This is a genomic window from Pseudomonas sp. Irchel s3a10 (assembly GCF_900187525.1).
GTDB lineage: Bacteria > Pseudomonadota > Gammaproteobacteria > Pseudomonadales > Pseudomonadaceae > Aquipseudomonas > Aquipseudomonas koreensis_G.
On the sequence record NZ_FYDR01000002.1, the window covers coordinates 15,728 to 39,296 of the forward strand.

General features: G+C 60.1%; 20 protein-coding genes, 2 tRNA genes and 2 pseudogenes. 9 read left to right on the forward strand and 15 right to left on the reverse strand.

Annotated elements, in window-relative coordinates:
- The first annotated feature begins 120 nt into the window (after nucleotides 1-120).
- Nucleotides 121-411 carry a nucleotidyltransferase family protein gene (locus tag CKW11_RS05615; RefSeq protein WP_095136791.1) on the forward strand — a complete coding sequence of 97 codons (291 nt, stop codon included), beginning with the start codon at nucleotides 121-123 and terminating at the stop codon, nucleotides 409-411.
- Nucleotides 408-752, forward strand: coding sequence for a DUF86 domain-containing protein (locus CKW11_RS05620; protein WP_095136792.1), 345 nt, complete (start codon nucleotides 408-410; stop codon nucleotides 750-752). Before CKW11_RS05615 ends, CKW11_RS05620 begins: the two co-directional genes overlap by 4 nt.
- A gap of 36 nt (nucleotides 753-788) precedes the next feature.
- Here the strand turns inward: CKW11_RS05620 and CKW11_RS05625 are convergent, their stop codons facing one another.
- Nucleotides 789-2,207, reverse strand: a complete 1,419-nt coding sequence (locus CKW11_RS05625) for a short-chain fatty acid transporter (protein WP_095136793.1) — start codon at nucleotides 2,205-2,207, stop codon at nucleotides 789-791.
- 333 nt (nucleotides 2,208-2,540) lie between these two features.
- On the opposite strand from CKW11_RS05625, the gene CKW11_RS05630 reads away from it, so the two are divergent.
- Nucleotides 2,541-3,854: an MFS transporter gene (locus CKW11_RS05630; protein WP_095136794.1), complete on the forward strand. Its 1,314-nt coding sequence runs from the start codon at nucleotides 2,541-2,543 to the stop codon at nucleotides 3,852-3,854.
- A gap of 7 nt (nucleotides 3,855-3,861) precedes the next feature.
- Here the strand turns inward: CKW11_RS05630 and CKW11_RS05635 are convergent, their stop codons facing one another.
- Nucleotides 3,862-5,232 (reverse strand): gluconate:H+ symporter, encoded by a 1,371-nt coding sequence (locus CKW11_RS05635; RefSeq protein WP_095136795.1) that lies wholly within the window; start codon nucleotides 5,230-5,232, stop codon nucleotides 3,862-3,864.
- A gap of 327 nt (nucleotides 5,233-5,559) precedes the next feature.
- Between CKW11_RS05635 and CKW11_RS29015 the strand changes: the two are divergent.
- From CKW11_RS29015 to CKW11_RS05650, 4 genes and pseudogenes are all read left to right on the forward strand, one after another.
- Nucleotides 5,560-6,198 (forward strand): annotated as a pseudogene (locus tag CKW11_RS29015) (PAS domain-containing protein); the annotation flags it as partial.
- A gap of 150 nt (nucleotides 6,199-6,348) precedes the next feature.
- Nucleotides 6,349-6,786 (forward strand): annotated as a pseudogene (locus tag CKW11_RS29020) (methyl-accepting chemotaxis protein); the annotation flags it as partial.
- A 153-nt stretch (nucleotides 6,787-6,939) separates the two neighbouring features.
- On the forward strand, nucleotides 6,940-7,539 hold the full coding sequence (locus CKW11_RS05645) for a flavin reductase family protein (protein ID WP_095136797.1): 600 nt from the start codon (nucleotides 6,940-6,942) through the stop codon (nucleotides 7,537-7,539).
- Nucleotides 7,540-7,613: 74 nt separating this feature from the next.
- Nucleotides 7,614-8,246 (forward strand): LysE family translocator, encoded by a 633-nt coding sequence (locus CKW11_RS05650; protein ID WP_095136798.1) that lies wholly within the window; start codon nucleotides 7,614-7,616, stop codon nucleotides 8,244-8,246.
- Between the two features lie 22 nt (nucleotides 8,247-8,268).
- Here CKW11_RS05650 and CKW11_RS05655 read toward each other — a convergent pair whose 3' ends face one another.
- From CKW11_RS05655 to ggt, 3 genes are all read right to left on the reverse strand, one after another.
- On the reverse strand, nucleotides 8,269-8,640 hold the full coding sequence (locus tag CKW11_RS05655; protein WP_095136799.1) for a type II toxin-antitoxin system HigA family antitoxin: 372 nt from the start codon (nucleotides 8,638-8,640) through the stop codon (nucleotides 8,269-8,271).
- Between the two features lie 3 nt (nucleotides 8,641-8,643).
- Nucleotides 8,644-8,946 carry a type II toxin-antitoxin system HigB family toxin gene (locus tag CKW11_RS05660; RefSeq protein WP_095136800.1) on the reverse strand — a complete coding sequence of 101 codons (303 nt, stop codon included), beginning with the start codon at nucleotides 8,944-8,946 and terminating at the stop codon, nucleotides 8,644-8,646.
- Nucleotides 8,947-9,195: 249 nt separating this feature from the next.
- The gene (gene ggt, locus CKW11_RS05665; RefSeq protein ID WP_095136801.1) at nucleotides 9,196-11,028 is read right to left on the reverse strand and encodes a gamma-glutamyltransferase; all 1,833 of its coding nucleotides are present in this window, start codon (nucleotides 11,026-11,028) and stop codon (nucleotides 9,196-9,198) included.
- Between the two features lie 270 nt (nucleotides 11,029-11,298).
- On the opposite strand from ggt, the gene CKW11_RS05670 reads away from it, so the two are divergent.
- The gene (locus tag CKW11_RS05670) at nucleotides 11,299-12,411 is read left to right on the forward strand and encodes a DUF2817 domain-containing protein (protein ID WP_095136802.1); all 1,113 of its coding nucleotides are present in this window, start codon (nucleotides 11,299-11,301) and stop codon (nucleotides 12,409-12,411) included.
- Between the two features lie 105 nt (nucleotides 12,412-12,516).
- Here CKW11_RS05670 and CKW11_RS05675 read toward each other — a convergent pair.
- Together CKW11_RS05675 and CKW11_RS05680 are read right to left on the reverse strand one after the other, a co-directional pair.
- Nucleotides 12,517-12,593 (reverse strand) — tRNA-Met (locus CKW11_RS05675).
- Nucleotides 12,594-12,708: 115 nt separating this feature from the next.
- Nucleotides 12,709-14,766, reverse strand: coding sequence for a methyl-accepting chemotaxis protein (locus tag CKW11_RS05680; RefSeq protein WP_095136803.1), 2,058 nt, complete (start codon nucleotides 14,764-14,766; stop codon nucleotides 12,709-12,711).
- A gap of 441 nt (nucleotides 14,767-15,207) precedes the next feature.
- On the opposite strand from CKW11_RS05680, the gene CKW11_RS05685 reads away from it, so the two are divergent.
- Nucleotides 15,208-16,425, forward strand: coding sequence for an MFS transporter (locus tag CKW11_RS05685; RefSeq protein WP_095136804.1), 1,218 nt, complete (start codon nucleotides 15,208-15,210; stop codon nucleotides 16,423-16,425).
- A gap of 187 nt (nucleotides 16,426-16,612) precedes the next feature.
- Here CKW11_RS05685 and ychF read toward each other — a convergent pair whose 3' ends face one another.
- The 8 genes from ychF to CKW11_RS05725 all read right to left on the reverse strand — a co-directional run bounded on the left by ychF (nucleotide 16,613) and on the right by CKW11_RS05725 (nucleotide 23,533).
- Nucleotides 16,613-17,713, reverse strand: a complete 1,101-nt coding sequence (gene ychF / locus CKW11_RS05690; protein WP_007967645.1) for a redox-regulated ATPase YchF — start codon at nucleotides 17,711-17,713, stop codon at nucleotides 16,613-16,615.
- Between the two features lie 22 nt (nucleotides 17,714-17,735).
- On the reverse strand, nucleotides 17,736-18,320 hold the full coding sequence (gene pth / locus CKW11_RS05695; protein ID WP_095136805.1) for an aminoacyl-tRNA hydrolase: 585 nt from the start codon (nucleotides 18,318-18,320) through the stop codon (nucleotides 17,736-17,738).
- A gap of 169 nt (nucleotides 18,321-18,489) precedes the next feature.
- The gene (locus CKW11_RS05700) at nucleotides 18,490-19,092 is read right to left on the reverse strand and encodes a 50S ribosomal protein L25/general stress protein Ctc (RefSeq protein WP_095136806.1); all 603 of its coding nucleotides are present in this window, start codon (nucleotides 19,090-19,092) and stop codon (nucleotides 18,490-18,492) included.
- A gap of 141 nt (nucleotides 19,093-19,233) precedes the next feature.
- On the reverse strand, nucleotides 19,234-20,175 hold the full coding sequence (locus CKW11_RS05705) for a ribose-phosphate pyrophosphokinase (protein ID WP_003171603.1): 942 nt from the start codon (nucleotides 20,173-20,175) through the stop codon (nucleotides 19,234-19,236).
- Between the two features lie 45 nt (nucleotides 20,176-20,220).
- Nucleotides 20,221-20,295, reverse strand: a tRNA-Gln gene (locus CKW11_RS05710).
- 37 nt (nucleotides 20,296-20,332) lie between these two features.
- Nucleotides 20,333-21,184 (reverse strand): 4-(cytidine 5'-diphospho)-2-C-methyl-D-erythritol kinase, encoded by an 852-nt coding sequence (gene ispE / locus CKW11_RS05715; protein ID WP_003228157.1) that lies wholly within the window; start codon nucleotides 21,182-21,184, stop codon nucleotides 20,333-20,335.
- Between the two features lie 3 nt (nucleotides 21,185-21,187).
- Entirely contained in the window at nucleotides 21,188-21,805 is a 618-nt protein-coding gene (gene lolB, locus CKW11_RS05720; protein ID WP_095136807.1) for a lipoprotein insertase outer membrane protein LolB, read from the reverse strand.
- Between the two features lie 3 nt (nucleotides 21,806-21,808).
- On the reverse strand, nucleotides 21,809-23,533 hold the full coding sequence (locus CKW11_RS05725; RefSeq protein ID WP_095136808.1) for a tetratricopeptide repeat protein: 1,725 nt from the start codon (nucleotides 23,531-23,533) through the stop codon (nucleotides 21,809-21,811).
- Between the last annotated feature and the right edge of the window lie 36 nt (nucleotides 23,534-23,569).

The window sequence follows — 23,569 nt, forward strand, 5'->3', positions numbered from 1 at the left end:
AGTTTGTTTCGGGCGGACGCTAACAATTGAATGTGACGGTTGGGTTACAAAATGGTGCGGTGTCTACGGTCCCTCGGCACTGCTAGACTGCTGCGATATAGAAACTGGCCTGAGTGAACCATGAAGCCTTCCATTGCTCTTGATCTGCAACGAGCTGCCGTTCGTGAGGTTGTCGGCAGATTCCGTGTGACCAATCCGCGCGTGTTCGGCTCAACGGTGCTGGGTACCGATATGGAAGGCAGTGACCTTGATCTGTTGGTCGATCCATTGCCCGGTGCCACCTTGTTTGATCTCGGCGGGCTTCAGGTTGAGCTTGAAGATTTGCTGGGCGTTACCGTCGACCTGTTGACGCCGGGAGACCTTCCGCTGAAATTTCGTCAGCAGGTTCTTGAACAGGCCCGTCCCGTATGATCGAGAACCGGCTCGGCGATTACCTTGAACATATGCGTCAAGCTGCGAGCGATGCGCTGGTCTTCGTCGAAGGTCTGAGCAAGGAAGAATTCGTCGACGACAAACGGACGCAACAAGCGGTCATCATGAGCCTGGTTATCATTGGCGAGGCGGCAACCAAAATAATGGATCGGTTTCCGGAATTCGCGGCTCAGAACACTCAAACTCCCTGGCGCAGCATGCGCGGGATGCGTAACCGAATCGCTCATGGCTACTTCGACATTAATCTGGATGTCGTCTGGGACACGGTTCAGGTTGCTTTGCCTGAGCTGTTGAGATTCCTGCCCTGCGAGCAACATTGATTGCACCTGCCATGAGGCAGGTGCAACCTCGTCAATCTACGGCATCACCGGCGGCGTATATGCCAATGTCGTCCCCAGCACCCACAGCAAGAACAGCACCAACGGCGTGTGCACCAGCAATTGCACGAACGAGAAGCCGATCAGGTCTCGCGCCTTCAACCCGAGCACACCCAGCAGCGGCAACATGTAGAACGGGTTGATCAGGTTCGGCAGCGCTTCGGCGGCGTTATAGATCTGCACCGCCCAGCCGAGGTGGTATTGCAGATCGTTGGCGACTTGCATCACGTATGGCGCTTCGATGATCCACTTGCCGCCGCCGGACGGGATGAAGAAGCCGAGAATCGCCGAGTACACCCCCATCAGCAACGCGTAGGTGTCGTGGGACGCGATGCTGACGAAGAACGTTGAGATGTGATGCGCCAGCGTCTGCGCATCGGCGCCTTTGACCGTGGTCAGCAGCGCGGCGATCGAGCCGTATAACGGGAACTGGATCAGCACGCCAGTGGTGGTCGGCACCGCGCGGGCCACCGCATCAAGGAAGCTGCGCGGGCGCCAGTGCAGCAGGGCGCCGAGCATGATGAACAGGAAGTTATAGGTGTTGAGCCCGGAAATCGCGGTGATCGCCGGTTTGCTCGAGAACTCGTGGAACAGCCAGCCGGCCGCCAGCAACACCAGCAGAATGATCAGCAGCGGACTGTGCTCCAGCCATTCGCCGGGCCGGGTGCGCGGTTGCAGCGGTGGCAGGTTGAACGCCGGGTCAATGCCGCAATCCTTGGCGTCGCGCGCAGAGTTCGGTCCGGGCGCGGTGGCGTAAGCAACGATGATCGAAATCACGATCAGCGCCAGCAGCATGGCGCCGGACTGCCAGAGGAAGATGGTCTGGGTGAACGGAATCACCCCGGTGATCGACAGGATCGCCGGCGGCAGGCTGGCCGGGTTGGCCTGCAATTGCGCCGCCGATGACGACAGGCCCAGCGCCCAGACCGCGCCGAGGCCCAGATACGCCGCAGCGCCGGCTGCGCGGTAATCCATTTTCAGCTCGGTGCGGCGGGCGAGGGCGCGCACCAGCAAACCGCCGAACACCAGCGACAGGCCCCAGTTCAACAGCGAGGCGACCATCGAGATCAGCGCGACCCAGGCCACGGCGGAGCGGCCGTTTTTCGGGATGCGCGCCAGTTTGTCGATCAGTTTGACCGCAGGTGGCGAACTGGCGACCACGTACCCGCCAATCACCACGAAGGCCATTTGCATGGTGAACGGGATCAGGCTCCAGAACCCGTCGCCGAACGCCATCGCGGCATCGGTGGGCTTGGCGCCCATGGCCAGCGTGGCCAGCGCGACAATGATCACCGCCAACGCAGCGAACACCCAGGAGTCGGGGAACCAGCGTTCGGCAAAGCTTGAACAGCGCAAGGCAAAGCGCGCGGAGCGGCTATCTTCGATATCAACGGCCACAGGGAGTACCTCGGATTTTTATGGTTATTTTTGATACAGCAGGCGAAACACACATCTCCTGTAGGAGTGAGCCTGCTCGCGATAGCGTCGGCACTCTCAACATAAAGGTGACAGACATACCGCTATCGCGAGCAGGCTCACTCCTACAAGGTTCCCGGCCCGGCTCGCCGGCGGAGGGGCTCACCTAGCAGGACAGGCTTAAACAGTAAATCAAGCCAGGCTGTTTTGTGAGCAGGTTTTGCCAAACCGGGACTATGGTCTAACGGGTTGTCCATCCGCGCATTTGCGTAGACCATGGGCGCCTTGGTTTTTTGCCTGCCAGAGTTCTTTGCCATGACTGCCCAATCCACAGCCCGACCGGCGCCGTTCAGCCGCTCCGACTACAAGACCCTCGGTCTTGCGGCCCTCGGCGGGGCGCTGGAGATCTACGATTTCATCATTTTCGTGTTCTTCGCCCTGACCCTCAGCCAGTTGTTCTTCCCGCCGGAAATGCCCGAGTGGCTGCGTCTGCTGCAGAGCTTCGGGATCTTCGTCACCGGTTATCTGGCGCGTCCGCTGGGCGGGATCCTGATGGCGCATTTCGCCGATCGCCTGGGCCGGAAAAAGGTCTTCAGCCTGAGCATCCTGATGATGGCGCTGCCGTGCCTGCTGATCGGGATCATGCCGACTTATGCACAGATCGGTTACTTCGCGCCGCTGCTGTTGCTGGCGCTGCGCATCCTGCAAGGCGCGGCGGTCGGCGGCGAAGTGCCGAGCGCCTGGGTGTTCGTTGCCGAACACGCGCCTGCCGGCCATCGCGGTTATGCGCTGGGCTTTTTGCAGGCCGGGCTGACCTTCGGTTACTTGATTGGCGCGTTGACCGCGACCTTCCTCGCCCAGATGTTCACCCCCGCAGAAATTCTCGATTACGCCTGGCGTTATCCGTTCCTGCTCGGTGGTGTGTTCGGCGTGATCGGTGTGTACCTGCGCCGCTGGTTGAGCGAAACCCCGGTGTTCATGGCCATGGAAGCCCAGCGTGAAGCGCGGGTCGAACTGCCGTTGCGCACGGTGCTGCGCGAACATCGTCTGGCGATGTTGCCGGCGATGCTGCTGACCTGTGTGCTGACCTCGGCGGTGGTGGTGTTCGTGGTCATCACCCCGACCATGATGCAGAAAACCTTCGGCATGACCGCCAGCCACACCTTCGCCCTGAGTGCATTGGGCATTGTCTTTCTCAACATCGGTTGTGTGATTGCCGGATTGCTGGTCGATCGCATCGGTGCCTGGCGCACGGTCATGCTGTATAGCCTGCTGTTGCCCTTGGGCATCGGTGTGCTTTATAGCTGCTTGATTATGGGCGGCAACTGGGTGGGGCTGGCGTATGCCATCGCCGGTCTGGCCTGCGGTGTGGTCGGCGCGGTGCCATCGGTGATGGTCGGATTGTTTCCGGCGCGGATTCGCGTGTCCGGCATCTCCTTCACCTACAACATTGCCTACGCCGCGTGGGCCAGCATCACTCCGCTGTTGCTGATCGGTCTGATGCCTTGGAGTCCGTGGATCTGCGTGATGTTCTGTGCGGTGATGGGGGCGGTCGGCATCGTCAGTGCGGCGTACTTCGGTGTGCGCATGCCCGGTGTCGGGCGCCGTTCGGTGGCGCCCTGTTCCTGAAGGCTGATCAGGTCAACCAGTGCCACCACAATAACGTCCCCACCAGTCCCACCACCGAGACAATGGTTTGCAGAATCGACCAGACCCAGATCGTCTGTTTGAGCTGCAAGCCAAAGTACTCGCGAACCATCCAGAAGCCGGCGTCGTTCACGTGGCAGAAGAACACGGAGCCGGCGCCAATCGCCAGCGCCACCAGTGAGCTTTGCGTCGCGGCGAGGCCCGCCATCATCGGCGCCAGAATCCCCGCCGTCGTCGTGGTCGCGACTGTCGCCGAACCTGTAGCCTGACGCAGTGCCACGGCAATCAGCCAGGCCAGCAGCAGGTACGGCATGTGCGCGCCTTCGGCGACTTTGCTGATGGTCTGGCTGACCCCGGCGTCCAGCAAGGTCTGCTTCAAGCCGCCGCCAGCGCCGATGGTCAGAAGCAACACGGCGATCGGCGCGAGGCTTTTGCGCAGAGTGCCGCCGACCTGTTCGCGCGGCATGCCGTTGGCCCAGCCGAGGCAGATCACCGCCGCCATCACCGCAATGCCCAGCGCCACCAACGGTTCGCCGAGAAACTTCAGGGTCAGGGCGACGCTGCTTTGCGCAGGCATCGCGACTTTTGCCAGAGTGCTGCCGAGCATCAGCAGCACCGGCAACAGAATGATCAGCAGCGACATGCCGAAGCTCGGCTGGCGCGGCGCTTTCGGCGGGGCGCTGAACAGTGCGCCGAGCTCTGCCGGCTCATCGATGTGCATGCGTTTCGACAGCCAGTTGCCGTAAATCGGACCCGCCAGAATCACCGCCGGAATCGCAATGCTGAAGCCCAGCAACATGGTCAGCCCGAGGTCGGCATGCAATGCGCTGACCGCGATCAACGGCCCGGGATGCGGCGGCATCAAGGCATGCAACGTGGTCATCCCGGCCAGTGCCGGAATCGCGATTTTCAACAGTGGCTGCCCCGAACGACGGGCCATGACGAAGATGATCGGCACCATCATCACCAGCCCCACTTCGAAGAACAGCGGCAGGCCGATCACCATCGCCACCAGCGCCATCACCCACGGCAGGGACTTGCCTTTGCCCAGCCCAAGCAAGGTCGAGGCGATGCGGTCGGCGGCGCCGGACTCGGCCATCAGTGCGCCGAGCATCGAGCCCAGGGCAATGATGATCCCGGCCTCACCGAGGATCGCCCCGGCGCCTTTGCTGAACGCCTTGGCCACGTCTTCTGGCGGCAAACCGGCACCGACACCGGCAATGAAGGTGCCGATCAGGATCGAGAGAAAGGGCGGCAGTTTAGTGGCGCTGATCAACACGATAATCATCGCGATCGCCAGCAGGCAGCAAAGAATCAGGCGGGTGTCATGCACCATCCAGGCAGCGGTCGATAAATCCAAAACGGCACTCCTTATCGGGCGAATACCTGCAACATGTTGTTGCAATTTTCCCGGAGAATACCTGAAGTGGCCGGGCCAGAGCGGCGGCTTTTGTAACCGGCCTGCGCGGTGATAGTCAGAGCAATGGCCTATTGAGATTATTTTTGACTGACCGGTCTCAAACGCTCTTCAGAAAAGTTTTCCAAGGCCGATGGTTAGGCTGCATCCCGCTTTCTACCTGCCTATCGGTACTTTCCCATGTTCAACAAACGCCTCAAGCAAGAGCTGGCCACTCTTCGTGAAGAACTCTCCAGCCTGCTGCAGGTGAAGGAAAGCCTGGAAAGCGAGATGCTGGTGCTGACCCTGGAACCTGATGGCCGGATTCAGTCGGTCAACCAGAACTTCCTTGGCGAGATGCTCTACAAGAGCCAGGATCTGGTGGGGCGCGCCATAGAAGACATCGTCCCGGCGCACGTGAAGGCCGACGACTTTCATCACCGTTTCAAGACCGCACTGACCCGTGGCGAGCATTTCGCTGGCGCAGTCCGCCTGCTGCGCGGTAACGGCGAAGAAGCGTGGCTGCGCTCGATCGTACAGCCGGTGCGCTCTTCGGACGGGCGGATCAAGCATTTCTCGATTTTCTCCAGCGACCTGACCCGCACCATCGAAGCCTCTCGCGAACACGAAAACCTGATCGGTGCGCTGGTGCGTTCGACGGCTGTGATCGAGTTCGACCTCAATGGCAACGTGCTCAATGCCAACGAGCGCTTTCTGCATGGCATGGGTTACAGCCTGGCGCAGATCAAAGGCAAACATCACCGGATGTTCTGTACTCCCGAGGAGTACAACAGCGCCGAATACCAGAATTTCTGGCGTCGCCTGAACAACGGCGAGTTTGTCGCCAACCGTTTCAAGCGCGTCGATAGCCATGGTCGTACGGTGTGGCTGGAGGCGTCCTACAACCCGGTGGTCGATGCCAACAACAAACTGTACAAAGTGGTGAAGTTCGCCACGGTGATTACCGATCAGGTCAACCGCGAACAAGCGGTTGCCGACGCGGCCAGCATTGCCTACAGCACTTCGCAGCAAACCGACAGCACCGCGCAACGTGGCACCACAGTGGTTACCGAGGCAGTGAATGTGATGCGTGATCTGTCGCGCCACATGCAGGCGGCTGGTGAGGGCATCGAGGCACTGAACGAGCAGTCGCAGGTGATCGGTACCATCGTCAAAACCATCAGCGGCATTGCCGAACAGACCAACCTGCTGGCGCTCAACGCGGCCATCGAGGCGGCCCGTGCCGGCGAACAGGGCCGGGGCTTTGCGGTGGTGGCCGACGAAGTGCGACAACTGGCCTCGCGCACCAGCCAGGCGACCGAAGAGATCGTCACCGTGGTGCGGCAGAATCAGGAAATGGCGCGCAACGCCGTGGCCCTGATGACCGATGGCAAGTTGCAGGCCGAGCAGGGCCTGGCGCTGGCGGCGGAGGCGGGCACGGTGATCGTCGAGATCCAGGACGGCGCGCAGAAAGTGGTGGATGCGGTTGGGCAGTTTGCCAATCAACTCTCTAACTGACCTGTACTGAACCCTGTAGGAGTGAGCCTGCTCGCGATATCGGTCTGACATTCAACCTCCATGTTGATTGAACTACTGCGATCGCGAGCAGGCTCACTCCTACAGTTGCAGGTGGCGCTACAATCTTCTCCTTTTTCCCCGGAGCAGATCCCCATGAGCGCCTCCCACCGCCGCCTGGTGCCCTTGAACAAAGCCTACCGTCTGCTCAATCACGGGCCGACCGTGCTGGTCAGCGCTGCCCATGACGGCCAGCGCAACATCATGGCGGCCGCCTGGGCGATGCCGCTGGATTTCGAACCGCCGAAAGTCGCGGTCGTCCTCGACAAGTCCACCTGGACACGCCAGTTACTCGAAGCCTCCGGCACTTTTGTGCTCAACGTGCCGTGCGTCAATCAGGCTGACATCGTGCAAACCGTCGGCAATACCTCGGGGCTGGAAATCCGGCAGAATCAGGGGCAGGACAAGTTTCAGGCTTACGGCTTGCAAACCTTTACCGGTGAAACCGTCGAAGCGCCGTTGCTTGAAGGCTGCGTGGCCTGGCTCGAATGCCGCTTGCTGCCCGAACCGCGCAACCACGAGCAATACGACCTGTTCCTCGCCGAAGTCATCGCCGCTCAGGCTGATGATCGGGTGTTCAGCGATGGGCGTTGGCATTTCGACGGGCACGACGGCTTGCGCACGCTGCACCATGTGGCCGGCGGGCATTTCCTGACGATTGGCGATGCGGTGGACGGCAAAACCCTGCCGCAGTGACATTCGCCTGATGGAAAACCTGCGCCGGATGTAGCAAGGTGTGGGGCATTGTCGAACCAATCAGGCGCCCGCCCATGGACCTTTCCCCTTCGAGTTATCTCGCCCCGTTGCTGTCGCTGGCGCTGTTGTGGACGGTCGCGGTGGTTACGCCCGGGCCGAACTTCTTCAACATCGCCCAACTGGCCGTCAGTCGCTCACGCCGTCATGGCGTAGTCGCGGCGCTCGGCGTCGCCAGCGGAACCGTGTTGTGGGGGCTGGCCGGCGGCTTGGGGATTCAGACCCTGTTCAGCGCGGTGCCGACGCTGTACCTGAGCTTCAAGATCGCCGGCGGCTGCTACCTGATCTACCTCGGCCTCAAGCAGTTCAAACGCAAAGCGCCGATTGCCGCCGGTACGCTGGATGAGTCGCAGCAAACCTTGCTCGGGGCCTACGGGCGAGGCTTCTTGGGCAACATGACCAATCCCAAATCGGCACTGTTCGTCGCCACCATCTTCGCCACCGCGATGCCGGCCCATGTACCGCCGCTGTTATTGGCGCTGGCGGTGCTGACCATGGCCACGCTGTCGTTCAGCTGGTATTGCAGCGTCGCGCTGTTCTTCGCCAGCCGCCGGATCGCGAGCGTTTACGAACGGTCGCGGCAATGGCTGGATCGTTTGGCTGGTGGTTGTTATCTGCTGTTTGGGGCGCATTTGGTGGCTAATCGCTGAGCCGTAGTCCAGGCTGAGTTGATCACATTTGCTTCATTGGCTTGATCAGGCTTTCTGCAGGAATTCCAAACAATTCGTGAAGTTTCCAGATCATCGGCAAGGTCAGTGCCCGTTTGCCGTTCAACACCTCATAAACGCGGTTTGTACGACCGATTGCCGGTGCGAGGTCTGCCGCTGAGAGACCTGACTGTTCCATTCGGAATTTGATGGCATCGATCGGGTTCGGCAAATCAAGCGGAAATTGCTTTGCTTCATAGGCTTCGATGAGGGTGATCATGATGTCGAAATAATCACCCTCAGGAGTCCCGGGTTCTGGCTCATTGTCAAAGAGTGCAGACACGTTTTTGAGCGCCGCACGGTAGTCTTCTTCGCTATGAATCGGACGTATGTTCATGGGTTACTCCATTTCGACGGTATCAGCGTCGATTGCATCGTACTGCTTGTGGGTGCCGACAAATTTTATGTACAGGGCACCGAAGCGATAGGCCACGGCTACGATCAGGCGAAAGTCATTGCCCTTGATGTTGAACACCACTCTGCGGCTTTTCAGAATGCTCGCAGAAGCGAAATGCGCCTTGATGTCCGACGGAGTTGACCAGCTTGCTTTTCTTGCTTCATCAATCCACGCCAACAGCGATTGCTCTGACTCGGGATACCGTTCCCAAAAGTTTTTCAGCTGACTGACAGCAATAATTCTCATGACGCGATCCTAGTCCCGCTATGGGACTGATGCAAGACTGTTGGCGTTTGATGGACATACGGTTCGAACATTTGTGTGGTCATAAATGCCAGCAGATCCCGATAGTATTGTTTGCTGAACGGTTACTTACTCTAGCCATGGCATCTGATTTTCGGGGTAGGAAAAGGCGACGGGGAATAGATGAATAGAGCCTATCGGCAACAAAAAAGGCCTACCTCGCGGTAAGCCTTTTGTTTTCCCTGCGTGGCCTCAATCCCCCAACGCTTCCCCTTCACGCCGCGGATCCGCGCCACCTTCCAGCGAGGCTTTACCCTGTGCATCCTTGACCCGCACGATCGCCTGCGTGCCGCTGGTCATGTCGATTTCATTCACAACATGTCCCTTGTCCTTCAGCGCCTGAATCAACGCCGGGCTGAACTGGCCTTGTTCCAGTTCGGTCGGGCCGTTGCGGCTGCCGAAGTTGGGCAGGCTGATGGCGCTTTGCGGGTCGAGGTTCCAGTCGAGCAGGCCGACGGTGGTCTTGGCCACGTATTCGATGATCTGCGAACCGCCCGGCGAGCCGACGCTGGCGAGGAATTCGCCGCTGTTGCGATCGAAGATCAGCGTCGGCGCCATCGACGAGCGTGGGCGTTTGCCGGGTTCGACGCGGTTGGCGACTTTCTGCCCGTTCTCTTCGGGGATGAACGAGAAGTCGGTCATCTGGTTGTTCAGCAGAAAGCCCTGAACCATCAGGTGCGAGCCGAACGCCGCTTCGATGGTGGTGGTCATCGACACCGCGCCACCGAGGTCATCTACCGCCACGACTTGCGAGGTGGAGATGCGCAGCGGCGAGCGATCCGGGGCGTAGGCCACTTGTACGCCCGGCGGTGTGCCCGGTTGGGCGCTGCCCATGCTGCGCTCGCCGATCAGGCTGGCGCGGCTGGCGAGGTAACCCGGGTCGACCAGGCCTTTGACCGGCACCGGGACGAAGTCGGTATCGGCCACGTATTGCGCGCGGTCGGCGTAGGCCAGGCGTTCGGCTTCGGCGATCAGGTGCACGGCTTTTGGATCGGGTTCGATACCGGCCGGTTTGTTGGTTTTCACTGGTTTGAGCGGCGTCAGCGACAGGCGCGGATCGCGGGTTTCCAGCGCCTGCAAAGTGCCGAGAATCTGCGCCACGGCGATCCCGCCCGACGACGGTGGCGGCATGCCGCAGACCTGCCAGCGTTTGTAATCGGTGCACAGCGGCGCGCGCTCTTTGGCCTTGTAGCCTTGCAGATCATTCAGCGACAGGCTGCCGGGATTGGCGTGGCCCTGCACCTTGGCGACGATCTCTTCGGCAATCGGGCCTTTGTACAATGCGTCAGGACCTTCGTTGGCGATGCGCTTGAATACGGCGGCCAATGCCGGATTCTGCAGACGCGTGCCGACGGCTTTGACGCTGCCGTCGCGGTTGAGGAAGTAGGCAGCCATGTCTGGTGACTTGCGGATCACCGGGTCGGATTCCAGCAGCGAATGCAGGCGCGGCGAAATCGCAAAGCCCTGCTCGGCGAGTTTGATCGCCGGCTCAAACAGCGTGGCCCACGGCAGCCGCCCGTGTTGTTTGTGTGCCATTTCCAGCGCACGCAACACGCCCGGAGTGCCCACCGAGCGCCCACCGATCTGCGCCTGCGGGAACGGCATCGGTTTGCCGTCGGCCTGCAGGAACAGCTTCTCGGTCGCGCCGGCCGGCGCGGTTTCGCGCCCGTCATAGGTGCGCACCTGTTTGCCGTCCCACAACACGATCATCGCACCGCCACCGATCCCGGAGGATTGCGGCTCGACCAGGGTCAGCACTGCCTGCATGGCAATCGCCGCATCAATCGCCGAACCACCTTTGCGCAGCATCTCGCGCCCGGCCTCGGCGGCAAGCGGATTGGCGGCAGCGGCCATGTGTTTACTGGCGTGGCGGGTCTGCAGATCGGTGCGGTAACCGGAAGCGGCTTCCGGCGCCAGCGGCAAGGTCGAGGAGGGCGGGGCGTTGCACGCGGCGAGGGTCAGGGCGCTGATGATCAGTGTCAGGGCAGGCAGGCGAAAGCGGCTCAGGGGCAGGGCTGGAAACACGTGGGGCTCTCCGTCCGTGGGGTGAAAGGTCTGACGGACTTTATCGACCGCTCGGTCGCGACGCAAACCGGTGGGCATTTTTGCCTTTCTTTTCCGGGCGGATATTCGCTAGGGTCAACCTCAATCGAACGACCGCAAACATCCCCCTGTAGGAGTGAGCCTGCTCGCGATAGCGTCATCACATTCAACATCAATGTTGACTGACCCACCGCTATCGCGAGCAGGCTCACTCCTACATAGGTCAAGCCATAGAAATCACAAGAGGCCGACATGCACAGCGAGTTTCCCACCGAGTCCAGTTACCGCGATCAACGCGAACAGTTTCTGACCGCCGCCCAAACTGCCGGAGCCACGCTCACCTCCTACGCCCATCCGCGTTGCGGCCCTTTCGGCGAACCGCTGAGCACTGATGTCGCTGTGCTCGGTGATCCACAGGCAAAGCGCCGGCTGGTCACACTCAGCGGCACTCACGGAGTCGAGGGCTATTACGGCTCGGATTGCCAGATCGACTGGCTGAAGACCTTCGTGCCCGGCTCGCCGCCCAACGATGTCGCGGTAGTGATGATTCACCTGATCAACCCGTGGGGTACGGCGTGGCTGCGGCGGGTCAACGAAGACAATATCGACCTCAACCGCAATCACCTGGATTTCACCGCCCCGCTACCGGACAACCGCGCCTACGCCACGCTGCACGAGATCTACGCCTGCACCGATTTGCACGGCCCGGAGCGCGCGCGGGCCGATGCCTTGCTCGACGCGCAGATTGCCGAGCACGGCTGGCCGGCGGTGATGTCGATTGTCGAGGGCGGTCAGCATAGCCATCCCGATGGACTGTTCTATGGCGGCCGCGCGCCGAGCTGGTCGAATCGCACCTTGCACCAGATCATCGATGCGCATCTGACCGGTGCGGAAACCGTGATGTGTTTCGACCTGCACACCGGCGCCGGCGGATACGGCCATCCGATGTTGCTGACCATCACCCAGGCGCCTTACCCGGCGTTGGCGCAAGCACAGTCGATCTACGGCCCATGGTTGTACACCTTGCACACCGGCGCCGAAGCATTGAGCGAAACCGGAGTCGCAGCGACGGCTACCGGCTACACCTCACAGGCATTGCTCAATGCGTTGCCGGGCGTGCAATTGATGCCATTCGTGATCGAATGCGGAACGTATCCGGGGCCCGACGTGCACCGTTATTTGCGCGATGATCACTGGCTGCATCTGCATGGCGATCCGCTGGATGCGACGGGGCGGGCGATCAAGTTGAAACTGCTGGAGCAGTTTTATCCGGCGGATCCTGACTGGCGGGCGATGGTCGGGTTGCGCACTCGGCAAATCTGGGCGAAGGGGCTGATGGCCCTGTCGGCAGAGCAGTCTGAATAGGGCAGTCCTGGCATTGTGGCGAGGAAATAAATCCCCTCACCACAGATGATGTTTTTTCGAGGCATAAAAAAACGGCCTACCTTTCGGTAAGCCGTTTTTAGTACTTGGTGGCTACACAGGGACTTGAACCCCGGACCCCAGCATTATGAATGCTATGCTCTAACCAACTGAGCTATGTAGCCAAGTGGCGCGCATTATTCCCCTGAAATGGAAAAGCGTCAAGCGTAAATTTAAAATATTTCTTCTTATTTTCAACCGCTTATCCTCCAACCCCGGAAATCGGGGCCGGGCAGGGCGTCAACGCAGCTGGAATCTCGCGGTATTGGCGCTCAACGCATGGCTGCCCTGGCTCAAGGTGTCCGCCGCCAGGTTCACCGCCCGCGCACCTTCAAGCAATCGCATCGCCGCCTGATCGACCTGCTGGATATTGCCGCTGACCTCATCGGCGGTGCTCGCCTGTTCCTCAACAGCGGTGGCGATTTGCGCCAGGGTGTCAGTGACACTCTGCACCGCGCTGGCGATTTCGCCGAGGCGTTCACCGAGACCGGTTACAGCTTCGGCATCCGATTGCGCCTGGCCGCATGCGGCTTCCATCAGGCTCACTGCTTCGTTGACCGTGGCGCGCAAGCTGTCGACGGTGCCGGCGATCTGCGCGGTCGATGACTGAGTGCGCTGCGACAGGCTGCGCACTTCATCGGCGACCACGGCAAACCCGCGCCCTTGTTCGCCGGCGCGTGCCGCCTCGATCGCAGCGTTGAGCGCCAGCAGGTTGGTCTGCTCGGCGACGCCGCGAATGGTGTCGACCACCAGTTGAATCTGCTGCCCCTGTTCGCTGACTCGACCCAGTGCCGCTGCGGTGTCGTTCAGGCGTTGATTGAGCTGCTGAATGCTCGCCGTGGTGCGCTGACTGTCGCGGCTGCTGTCGGCGGCGATGCGTCGGGTGTGCTGGGCGCTGCCGGAGGCCTGTTCGCAACTCTGCGCCACACCTTGCGAAGTGGCGGCCAGTTGCGTGGCAGCGGCGGCGATCTGGCTGATCTGCAACTGCTGCGCTTCGACCTCGTTGAGCGCGCCGCTGGAGTGATCGTTGAGGCTGCGCACCGCGTGACTCAGTTGCGAGGTTTCGTGATCGACCCCGAGCATGCTGGCGCGCAGTTGCACCACGGCAACGTTGAGCGCGGTACTGATCGCCGCCAGCTCATCGCGGCCCACCACCGGCGCTTGCAGGCTGAGATTGCCGTCGCGCAGCGCTTCGGCGAGCAGGGTGATGCCGCTGGCGCTGCGGCGGATCGAGGCCTGCAGGCAGACAAACAGGTACAGCGCCGCCAGCAGCAGGCAACCGAACACGGCGGCGACCACGATGAACTGGCGAATCGCCGAAGCGTGGTAAGCGTCCAGACGCTGATCCAGCGACAGCAGCGATTGCTGGCGCAACGAGGCGAGATCGCTCAGCAGAGCGTCGAGGCTGCGTTCGAAGTCTTCAGGTTTGAGGGTAATGCTGCCGCCGAACACGCCGTCATCCAGCACCTTCAGCCCGGCATCGAGACGCTTGAGGCTGTCGTGGTATTGACCGGCCCAGGTTTGCAGATCGCTCGGCAGACGCGCTTCGAGCAGACCTGCCGTTTTGACAAGCTGTTCGCGGGCGTCGCCGATGCGGCCACGCAGATCGCGCAGCTGCAAACGACTCTGCAAAGTGAATTGGCCCGAGACCACCGAAGCCTGACCGACGGCGGCGAGGCGGCCCACACGCTCGATCAGGTCCGGTGCGTGCTGCGTGGAGATCTGCGTCAGCAGATAGGTTTCCAGCCATGGCGCCAGCGTCAGGCGGTTGTCCATGACGATCTGCTCTCGCAAGGCTTGCAGGGCGCTGAGGGCGTTGGTGAAACGGTCGTAACCGTCCGGCCACCAACCGACGCTGCTCAGGCTTCTCGAATCCAGACCGCCGAGCGCGGTTTGCAGGGCTTGATAGCGAGCGAGGGTTTCGCCTTCGGCACCCTCATTTTTCAGCGCGTTACCCAAATCACTGGTGGCTTGCTGGACGGCTGGTTGCACCGCGTCAAACGCCGCCATGGCGGCGAGGGTCGCCGGGGTCGGCTGGCGATTGGTTTCGGTGGCGCGCCAACGGGCGGCGCGGTCACGCTGGGCGGCGAGCAGGTTGTCCAGCGCATCGAGGCTGAGCAACTGGCGCACGCCTGCACGCTCGCCGGAAATCAGATTGAGCTTGTTGCGGTAGTCCTGGCCAATCATTAACAGGCTGCCGGCCAACGGCAGAATGAACAGCAGAAACAACAACTGGAATTTACGCGCGAATCCAAACCGCCCCAGCAATTTGATCCCCGGTGACAAGAAAGCCTGCATGCCTCATGACTCCTCTGGACACCACGCACCATTGGCGTGCATCGCGCTCGTTCCGATCGCGACCTGTGCCCTCTAAAAGGCCTCGAAAGTTCACTCTCGCCCGCTCTGTAGGCCGGCTCTGTAGCGAAACTTCCCATTCTCGGTGACCTTTGTAAGGCCGCCGCGTTCGAGGGGAGAAGCAAGGCAAGATTCAGACCATGGCGTTGCGCTATCACCTGAGCAATCGCATATCCCACGTAGGAGCTGCCGCAGGCTGCGATCTTTTGATCTTGCCCCTTAAAAACAAAATCAGAAGACGCAGCCTGCGGCAGCTCCTACAGGGTTTGATGAGTTATGGAGTAGGACGTTAGTTAGCTGGCTAAGGGGATGGCGCTGGCGCACCGAAAAATGGCACATTGACGCACCTGCCTGCGTGCACCCATCTGCTGTACGGAAACTTTCATGGCTATCAGCAACGCTCAGACCGCCGCTGCCTCGGCGTCCGCTCCCCCGCAAAGCAGCCCACTGGTGATGCGTATCATCGGCGCGGTGGCGCTGGCGCATTTGATCAACGACCTGATTCAGTCGGTGCTGCCGTCGATTTATCCGATGCTCAAAGCCAATTACGGCCTGACGTTTACTCAGGTCGGCCTGATCACGCTGACCTTCCAATTGACCGCGTCGCTGTTGCAGCCGTGGGTCGGTTATCACACTGACCGGCATCCGAAACCGTGGCTGTTGCCGGCGGGTTCGATCTGCACGCTGATCGGCATCGTGATGATGTCGGTGGTCGGCAGTTTTCCATTGATTCTGCTGGCGGCGGCGCTGATCGGTATCGGTTCCTCGACTTTTCATCCCGAGGCTTCGCGGATCGCGCGTTTGGCCTCCGGCGGACGCTTCGGTTTGGCGCAATCGACCTTCCAGGTCGGTGGTAACGCCGGTTCCGCGTTCGGCCCGTTGCTGGCGGCGGCGATCATCATTCCATTCGGTCAGGGCAACGTGGCGTGGTTTGGTTTATTCGCGGTGTTTGCGCTGTTCGTGCTGTATCGCATCAGCCGCTGGTACGCCCATCACCTCAACCTGTTCAAACTCAAGGCCGGTCAGGCGGCGACTCACGGGCTGTCGAAGGGCAGGGTGATCAGTGCGCTGGTGGTGCTCGGTCTGCTGGTGTTCTCCAAGTATTTCTACATGGCCAGCCTCACCAGTTACTTCACCTTCTACTTGATCGAGAAATTCGACCTGTCGGTGGCCAGTTCGCAACTGCACCTGTTCCTGTTTCTCGGTGCAGTGGCGGCGGGGACGTTCTTCGGCGGGCCGATCGGCGACAAGATCGGGCGTAAGGCGGTGATCTGGTTTTCGATCCTCGGTGTGGCGCCGTTCACATTGCTGATGCCGCACGTCGATCTGTTCTGGACCACTGTCCTCAGCGTGGTGATCGGCTTCATCCTCGCCTCGGCGTTCTCGGCGATCGTGGTTTACGCGCAGGAACTGGTGCCGGGCAATGTCGGTATGATTGCCGGAGTGTTCTTCGGTTTGATGTTTGGTTTCGGCGGGATTGGTGCGGCGCTGCTGGGGCACTTGGCGGATGTGCACGGGATTGAGTACGTGTACTTCCTGTGTTCGTTTTTGCCGTTGTTTGGCGTGCTGGCGATCTTCCTGCCGCGCACCAAAAAGGCCTGACCTACACAATTCCAACTGTGGGAGCGGGCTTGCTCGCGAATGCGGTATATCAGTCGATATTAATGTGGCTGACCCACCGCATTCGCGAGCAAGCCCGCTCCCACAGGGGGGTTGGTGGTGTTGCAAACAAACCTGTAAGGCACAAAAAAGCCGCGTATCAAACGCGGCTTTTTCTTGGGCGTGTCGCTTACACGTTGAAGCGGAAGTGCATCACGTCGCCGTCTTTGACGATGTAGTCCTTGCCTTCCAGGCGCCATTTACCGGCTTCCTTGGTACCGGCTTCGCCCTTGTACTGGATGAAGTCGTTGTAGGCGATGACTTCGGCGCGGATGAAGCCTTTCTCGAAGTCGGTGTGGATCACGCCAGCAGCTTGTGGTGCAGTGGCACCGACTTTGACGGTCCAGGCGCGGACTTCTTCGACACCGGCGGTGAAGTAGGTCTGCAGGTGCAGCATTTCGTAGCCGGCGCGGATCACGCGGTTCAGGCCAGGCTCTTCCAGGCCCAGGGCCTCGAGGAACATGTCTTTCTCTTCGCCGTCGTCGAGCTCGGCGATTTCCGCTTCGATCTTGTTGCACACCGGAACAACCATGGCGCCTTCTTCTTCGGCGATGGCCTTGACCACGTCCAGGTGCGGGTTGTTCTCGAAACCGTCTTCAGCGACGTTGGCGATGTACATGACCGGTTTGGTGGTCAGCAGGTGGAAGCCCTTGATCACCGACTTTTCGTCAGCGCTCATGTTCTTCATCAGGCTGCGCGCAGGCTTGGCCTCGGTGAAGTGCGCGATCAGTTGCTCAAGCAGAGCCTTCTGAACCACGGCGTCCTTGTCACCGCCCTTGGCGTTGCGCGCGACTTTCTGCAGTTGCTTCTCGCAGCTGTCGAGGTCGGCGAAGATCAGTTCCAGGTCGATGATTTCGATGTCGCGCTTCGGATCGACGCTGTTGGAAACGTGGATCACGTTGTCGTCTTCGAAGCAGCGCACCACGTGAGCGATGGCGTCGGTTTCGCGGATGTTGGCCAGGAACTTGTTGCCCAGACCTTCACCTTTCGAGGCGCCGGCCACCAGGCCAGCAATGTCGACGAATTCCATGGTGGTCGGCAGGATGCGCTTCGGATTGACGATGGCCGCCAGGGCTTCCAGACGCGGATCCGGCATCGGCACGATGCCGCTGTTCGGCTCGATGGTGCAGAAGGGGAAGTTCTCGGCCGCGATACCGGATTTGGTCAGGGCGTTGAACAGGGTGGACTTGCCGACGTTAGGCAGGCCGACGATGCCGCAATTGAATCCCATGGTGTTTCCCCTCGGATTAGAGTCAGGCCTTCTGGCTGTGCAGGTTTTTCATCGCGCGGTTCCATTCACCGGCGAGGATATCCGGCAGCACGCCGAGGGCAAAGTCGATGCTGGCATCGAGTTTTTCCTGTTCGGCGCGTGGCGCACGACCCAGGACGAAATTTGAAACCATACTGGCGACGCCCGGGTGGCCGATGCCAAGCCGCAGGCGGTAGAAAGTATTCTGATTGCCCAGTTGCGCGATGATGTCGCGCAACCCGTTGTGACCGCCATGGCCGCCGCCCTGCTTGAGCTTGGCGACGCCCGGAGGCAGGTCGAGTTCGTCGTGCGCCACCAGGATTTCTTCAGGCTTGATGCGGAAGAAACCGGCGAGTGCCGCCACGGCCTGGCCGCTGCGGTTCATGTAGGTGGTGGGAATCAGCAGACGAACATCCTGACCCTGATGCGAATAGCGCCCGGTCAGGCCGAAATATTTGCGATCGGCCACAAGGCTCACACCTTGCGCGGCGGCGATGCGCTCAACAAAAAGGGCCCCTGCGTTATGCCGGGTCTGTTCGTATTCGGCGCCTGGATTACCCAGGCCAACGATCAGTTTGATGGCAGTCACGATAGGGGCCCTTCCTTGGAGTGGTGGTTAACATCGCCGCGATCAGTGAAGGCGGCGAAAGTGGACGAAAATTGCTCATTTACCATGAATGTAAACTCCGCGTTCTCGCCCGCTTTCTCGCTACGTTCCAGTCCGCGATGTTTCACTCACTCCGACGAACAGAGTGAAATTACTCTGCTGCGCCTTCTTCGGTAGCTTCTGGAGCAACACGTGGAGCGTGGACGTTGGCTACTGCCTTGTCATCGCCGTGTGCCAGAGCAACGAACTCGACACCTTTAGGAGCTTTGAGGTCCGACAGGTGAACGATGGTGCCGATTTCAGCGTCAGCCAGGTCGACTTCGATGAACTCAGGCAGGTCTTTTGGCAGGCAGGAAACTTCGATCTCGGCAACAACGTGCGAGATTTCGCCGCCTTTCTTCACTGGAGCAGCTTCGTTGATGAAGTGCACAGGAACGATAGCGGTCAGTTTCTGGCCAGCTACAACGCGTACGAAGTCAGCGTGCATCACGTGGCCTTTGGCCGGGTGACGTTGCAGAGCTTTGATGACGACGTTTTGTTTCTTGCCACCAACGTTCAGCTCGATGATGTGGCTGTAAGCCGCTTCGTTTTCGAGCAGTTTGGCAACTTCTTTGGCCAGCATGCTGATGGATTCAGGGGCTTTGTCGCCACCGTAAACAACAGCTGGAACCAGAGCGGCGAGACGACGCAGGCGGCGGCTCGCACCTTTCCCCAGGTCGGAACGCACTTCAGCATTCAGAGTAAAATCGTTCATTTTGTATCTCCAAAATAGCCATGACCGAGTGGCGTTTGCGACCAGCGCCAAACACGGTATGGGCAAAAAAGCCCCGCCCCGACAGGAATGCCGGGGCGGGGCGCTTTTCGTCAACGAGACATTTCGAGAAGGGCAGGGCCCTTAACGGAACATCGCGCTGATCGATTCTTCATTGCTGATGCGGCGAACCGCTTCGGCAACAACCGGTGCGATATCCAGTTGACGGATACGTGCACAGGCTTGTGCTGCAGCGGACAGCGGGATGGTGTTAGTCACCACCAGCTCGTCCAGCACGGAATTTTCGATATTCTCGATGGCCCGACCCGACAGCACAGGGTGTGTGCAGTAGGCAAAGACCTTGGCTGCGCCATGCTCTTTCAGGGCCTTGGCCGCGTGGCACAGAGTGCCGGCGGTATCGACCATGTCATCGACCAGAATGCAGGTACGCCCTTCGACATCACCGATGATATGCATCACTTCAGAGTGATTGGCTTTCTCACGGCGTTTGTCGATGATCCCGAGATCCACGCCCAGGGATTTGGCAACAGCCCGTGCACGCACGACGCCACCAATGTCCGGGGACACGATCATCAGGTTTTCGAAGCGCTGATCTTCAATGTCATCCACCAGAACCGGGGAGCCGTAGATGTTATCTACCGGAATATCGAAGAAGCCCTGAATCTGGTCAGCATGCAGATCAACCGTGAGAACACGGTCGATGCCGACTACGGTGAGCATGTCAGCAACGACTTTCGCGCTGATAGCCACACGTGCGGAACGCGGACGGCGATCCTGACGGGCATAACCAAAATAAGGAATAACAGCAGTAATACGAGTAGCCGAGGAGCGGCGGAAGGCATCAGCCATCACTACCAGTTCCATCAGGTTATCGTTGGTCGGAGCGCAAGTCGGCTGAATAATGAAAACGTCTTTACCGCGAACGTTTTCATTGATCTCGGCAGTAATTTCGCCGTCGGAGAATTTACCGACAGAGATGTCACCGAGAGGGATATGCAGCTGACGTACAACACGCCGAGCCAGATCGGGGTTAGCATTCCCCGTAAAGACCATCATCTTGGACACGCGCAGTACCTAGAGGCTGAGGGTAACCTGGATGAGTATAGAAAATGGCAGGGGCGGCTGGATTCGAACCAACGCATGGCAGGATCAAAACCTGCTGCCTTACCGCTTGGCGACGCCCCTGTATCTGTTGCTTCAAGTGCCTGGCACTTGATTCCTTTTAGAGCAGACTTTGCAGCTTGCGATGCAACATCGAAACGTTGCTTCCTTTCGCTACAAACCCTGTAAGGGTCTCTGTCAGAAGGGCCGAGACTTTATCAGCTTCAGCTTTGCTTGGGAAGCCCCCAAACACACAACTTCCAGTTCCGGTGAGTTTTGCTTCGGTAAATTTACCTAACAAATCCAATGCGTTACGTACTTCTGGATAACGCCTTGCAACCACCGGCAAGCAGTCATTTCGACTGTTTCCCTCGGGAACGGGGCGCACTTTAATGGGCGGCGTGTTACGTGTCAACAAAGGATCGGAAAAAATTTCTGCCGTACTTACAGAGACTTGCGGCACGAGCACCAGATACCACGGTTCTTCGGGGTCGACCGGGGTCAGTTTCTCGCCCACGCCTTCGGCAAATGCCGCGTGACCACGGACGAAAACCGGCACGTCAGCGCCGAGCGACAGGCCCAGTGCGGCGAGGCGATCTTCATCCCAGCCCAGTTGCCACAAGTGATTGAGGCCGAGCAGGGTGGTCGCCGCGTTGGAGCTGCCGCCACCGATGCCGCCGCCCATGGGCAGCACTTTGTCGATCCAGATGTCGATGCCGAGTGTGCAGCCGGACTGTTGCTGCAGCATTTTTGCCGCGCGCACGATCAGGTTGCTGTCGTGGGGCACGCCAGCGAATTCGGTGTGCAGCTGAATCACGCCATCATCGCGCACGGCGAAGGTGATTTCGTCGCCGTAATCGACAAACTGAAACAGCGTCTGCAGTTCGTGGTAGCCATCTGCACGGCGCCCGAGAATGTGCAGCATCAGGTTGAGCTTGGCCGGCGACGGCAGCGTAAGACGTGGAGCGGTCATGCTTTATTGCCCCAATTTACGCGGTTGCCAGGTCTTGATCACCAGCGTTACGTCCAGATCGGTGCCGTGCAGTTTGATCCGCTCGGGCAGCCAGTAACCGTTTTGCTCGGCGTAGCTGAGGTACTCGACCTTCCAGCCATCCTGTTCCAGATTGGCCAGGCGACTGTCGTTATCGAGGGTCAGACGACTTTTGCTGCTGGGTGCCGGCAGGCCACGGACCCACCAGGCCAGATTCGACACCGGCAGCTTCCAGCCGAGTTGCTCTTCGAGCAGCGCTTCCGGCGACTCGGAGTCATAGCGGCCCTGATTGGCGACTTCCAGCGAGACCTTGCCCGGGCGCCCGGTCAGACGCGCCGCGCCACGACCCAGCGGGCCGGACAGGCGAATGTCGTAGTAGTCCTGGCGTTGCAGCCAGAACAGCGTGCCGCTGCCGGAATCTTTCGGTGCACGGATGCCGATCTTGCCGTCGATCTGCCAGCCGTCGAGGCCGGTCAGCTGTTGTTTGTTCGCGGCCCACTGAGCCGGACTGCCGTGGCCCTCGACCGATTCGCGAGCGCCGAAGCCCGCGCAACCGGCGAGCAGGGCGATGAAACTGAAAACAATAACGTGGCGCAAAAACATGAGTTAAAGAGTCTCGGATCCGGTCAGGCGCTTGATGGTGCTGCGCAGGATGGTGCTGTCGGGCTGATCTTTGAGGTATTTGCCCCAGACTTGTTTGGCTTCGCGCTGATTGCCCTTGACCCACAGGACTTCGCCCAGGTGCGCGGCGACTTCGTGGTCCGGGAAACGCTCGAGGGCCTGACGCAGGTATTTCTCGGCGTCGTCCAGATTGCCCATGCGGTAATTCACCCAACCGAGGCTGTCGAGTACCGCCGGGTCTTCCGGATTGATCTGGTGCGCCTGTTCGATCAGGGTCTTGGCTTCAGCGTAACGGGTAGTGCGATCGGACAGGGTGTAGCCCAGCGCATTGAGCGCCATGGCGTTGTCCGGGTCGCGCTTGATGATCAGGCGCAGGTCTTTTTCCATCTGCGCCAGGTCATTGCGTTTTTCCGCCTGCATCGCGCGGGTATAGAGCAGATTCAGATCGTCCGGGTATTGCTGCAAGGCTTTATCCAGCGTTTTCCAGGCCTTGTCGTCCTGCTTGTTGGCCGACAGGGTTTCGGATTCGATCAGATACAACTGGATCGCATAATCCGGCTGGGCATCGCGCTCGGCGGCCAGTTTGCTCTGGGCTTCGGCGGTCTTGCCGTTGTTCATCAGAATATCGGCCTGACGCAGTTGCGCCGGCAGGTAGTCGTTGCCGGGGCCAACCTGCGCGTATTCGATCAGCGCACCCTGCGGGTCGTTGCGTTCTTCAGCGATGCGACCGAGGTTCAGATGCGCCGAATCGACATGGCTTTCACGGGCGATCAGGTCTTCCAGATAACCCTTGGCCTCGTCCCAGGCCTTGGCCTCCAGGCACACCAGCGCCAGCGAGTAACGCAGTTCATCGTCTTCCGGATATTGCTGAACCAGAGTGGAAAACTCGACCTTGGCGTCTTCCATCCGGTCCTGTTCGACCAGCGTGCGCGCATAGGTCAGGCGCAGGCGTTTGTCGTCCGGGTATTTCTTGATGCTTTTCTGCAACAGCGGCAGGGCTTCGTCGCCACGATTCATGGTTTGCAGCAGGCGCGCACGCAGCAGGATCGGAGCAATCTCGCCTTCTTCCGGCGGGTTGTCTTCGAGCAGAGTCAGTGCGGCTTTATTGTCGCCGTCCTGTTGCAGCAGCAGGGCCTTGCCGAAAATCAGCTGGCTGTTTTTCGGGTGGCGCTGCAGCAGGCGGTCGAAACTTTTCATCAGGCCGTTGCGGGTTTCCTGATCGGTATCGGCGGCCGACAGCGCGAGGAAGTCGAAATGGGTGTCGCCCTTGCCCTGCAGGACTTTCTCCATGTAGACCATGGAGTCGTCGTAACGCCCGGCGCGCGCCAGTTGCACGGCGGCGGCGCGTTGCGCTTCGAGGTCGTCCGGAGCGTTTCTCGCCCAGATCAGCGCAGTATCCAGCGCAGGCTGGTCGGCACCGAGGTATTCGGCGATGCGGAACGCGCGCTCGGAAACCCCCGGGTCCTGGGTATTGATTGCCTGGGTCACGTAGTTGTCCAGGGCAATGTCGAAACGATTGCGCTGGCCAGCCAGTTCGGCGCTCAACAGGCTGAAAACCGTTTCCTCGCTGAACGAGCTGTAAACCTTGGGTTTTTCAGGTGTGGACGCGGTGTCTTCGACCGGCGGGGTAGCGTCCGGCGAAACGGGGGCCATGGCCTGGCAGCCGCTGAGGAAGACAAAAGCGAGGAGCAACGCGGAAGATCTATTCATATAGGAAGAGGACGACTAACCTGCGGTCGGATCATC

Bases quoted from the DNA above. Each gene is read 5' to 3' on its own strand.
- ispE (WP_003228157.1), bottom strand. From the start codon at position 21,184: ATGACCGCTCCACGTCTTACGCTGCCGTCGCCGGCCAAGCTCAACCTG.
- CKW11_RS05680 (WP_095136803.1), bottom strand. From the start codon at position 14,766: ATGCAGGCTTTCTTGTCACCGGGGATCAAATTGCTGGGGCGGTTTGGA.
- CKW11_RS05630 (WP_095136794.1), top strand. From the start codon at position 2,541: ATGACTGCCCAATCCACAGCCCGACCGGCGCCGTTCAGCCGCTCCGAC.
- CKW11_RS05670 (WP_095136802.1), top strand. From the start codon at position 11,299: ATGCACAGCGAGTTTCCCACCGAGTCCAGTTACCGCGATCAACGCGAA.
- CKW11_RS05685 (WP_095136804.1), top strand. From the start codon at position 15,208: ATGGCTATCAGCAACGCTCAGACCGCCGCTGCCTCGGCGTCCGCTCCC.
- CKW11_RS05620 (WP_095136792.1), top strand. From the start codon at position 408: ATGATCGAGAACCGGCTCGGCGATTACCTTGAACATATGCGTCAAGCT.
- CKW11_RS05700 (WP_095136806.1), bottom strand. From the start codon at position 19,092: ATGAACGATTTTACTCTGAATGCTGAAGTGCGTTCCGACCTGGGGAAA.
- CKW11_RS05725 (WP_095136808.1), bottom strand. From the start codon at position 23,533: ATGAATAGATCTTCCGCGTTGCTCCTCGCTTTTGTCTTCCTCAGCGGC.
- CKW11_RS05615 (WP_095136791.1), top strand. From the start codon at position 121: ATGAAGCCTTCCATTGCTCTTGATCTGCAACGAGCTGCCGTTCGTGAG.
- CKW11_RS05655 (WP_095136799.1), bottom strand. From the start codon at position 8,640: ATGAACATACGTCCGATTCATAGCGAAGAAGACTACCGTGCGGCGCTC.
- CKW11_RS05645 (WP_095136797.1), top strand. From the start codon at position 6,940: ATGAGCGCCTCCCACCGCCGCCTGGTGCCCTTGAACAAAGCCTACCGT.
- CKW11_RS05650 (WP_095136798.1), top strand. From the start codon at position 7,614: ATGGACCTTTCCCCTTCGAGTTATCTCGCCCCGTTGCTGTCGCTGGCG.
- CKW11_RS05660 (WP_095136800.1), bottom strand. From the start codon at position 8,946: ATGAGAATTATTGCTGTCAGTCAGCTGAAAAACTTTTGGGAACGGTAT.
- ychF (WP_007967645.1), bottom strand. From the start codon at position 17,713: ATGGGATTCAATTGCGGCATCGTCGGCCTGCCTAACGTCGGCAAGTCC.
- lolB (WP_095136807.1), bottom strand. From the start codon at position 21,805: ATGTTTTTGCGCCACGTTATTGTTTTCAGTTTCATCGCCCTGCTCGCC.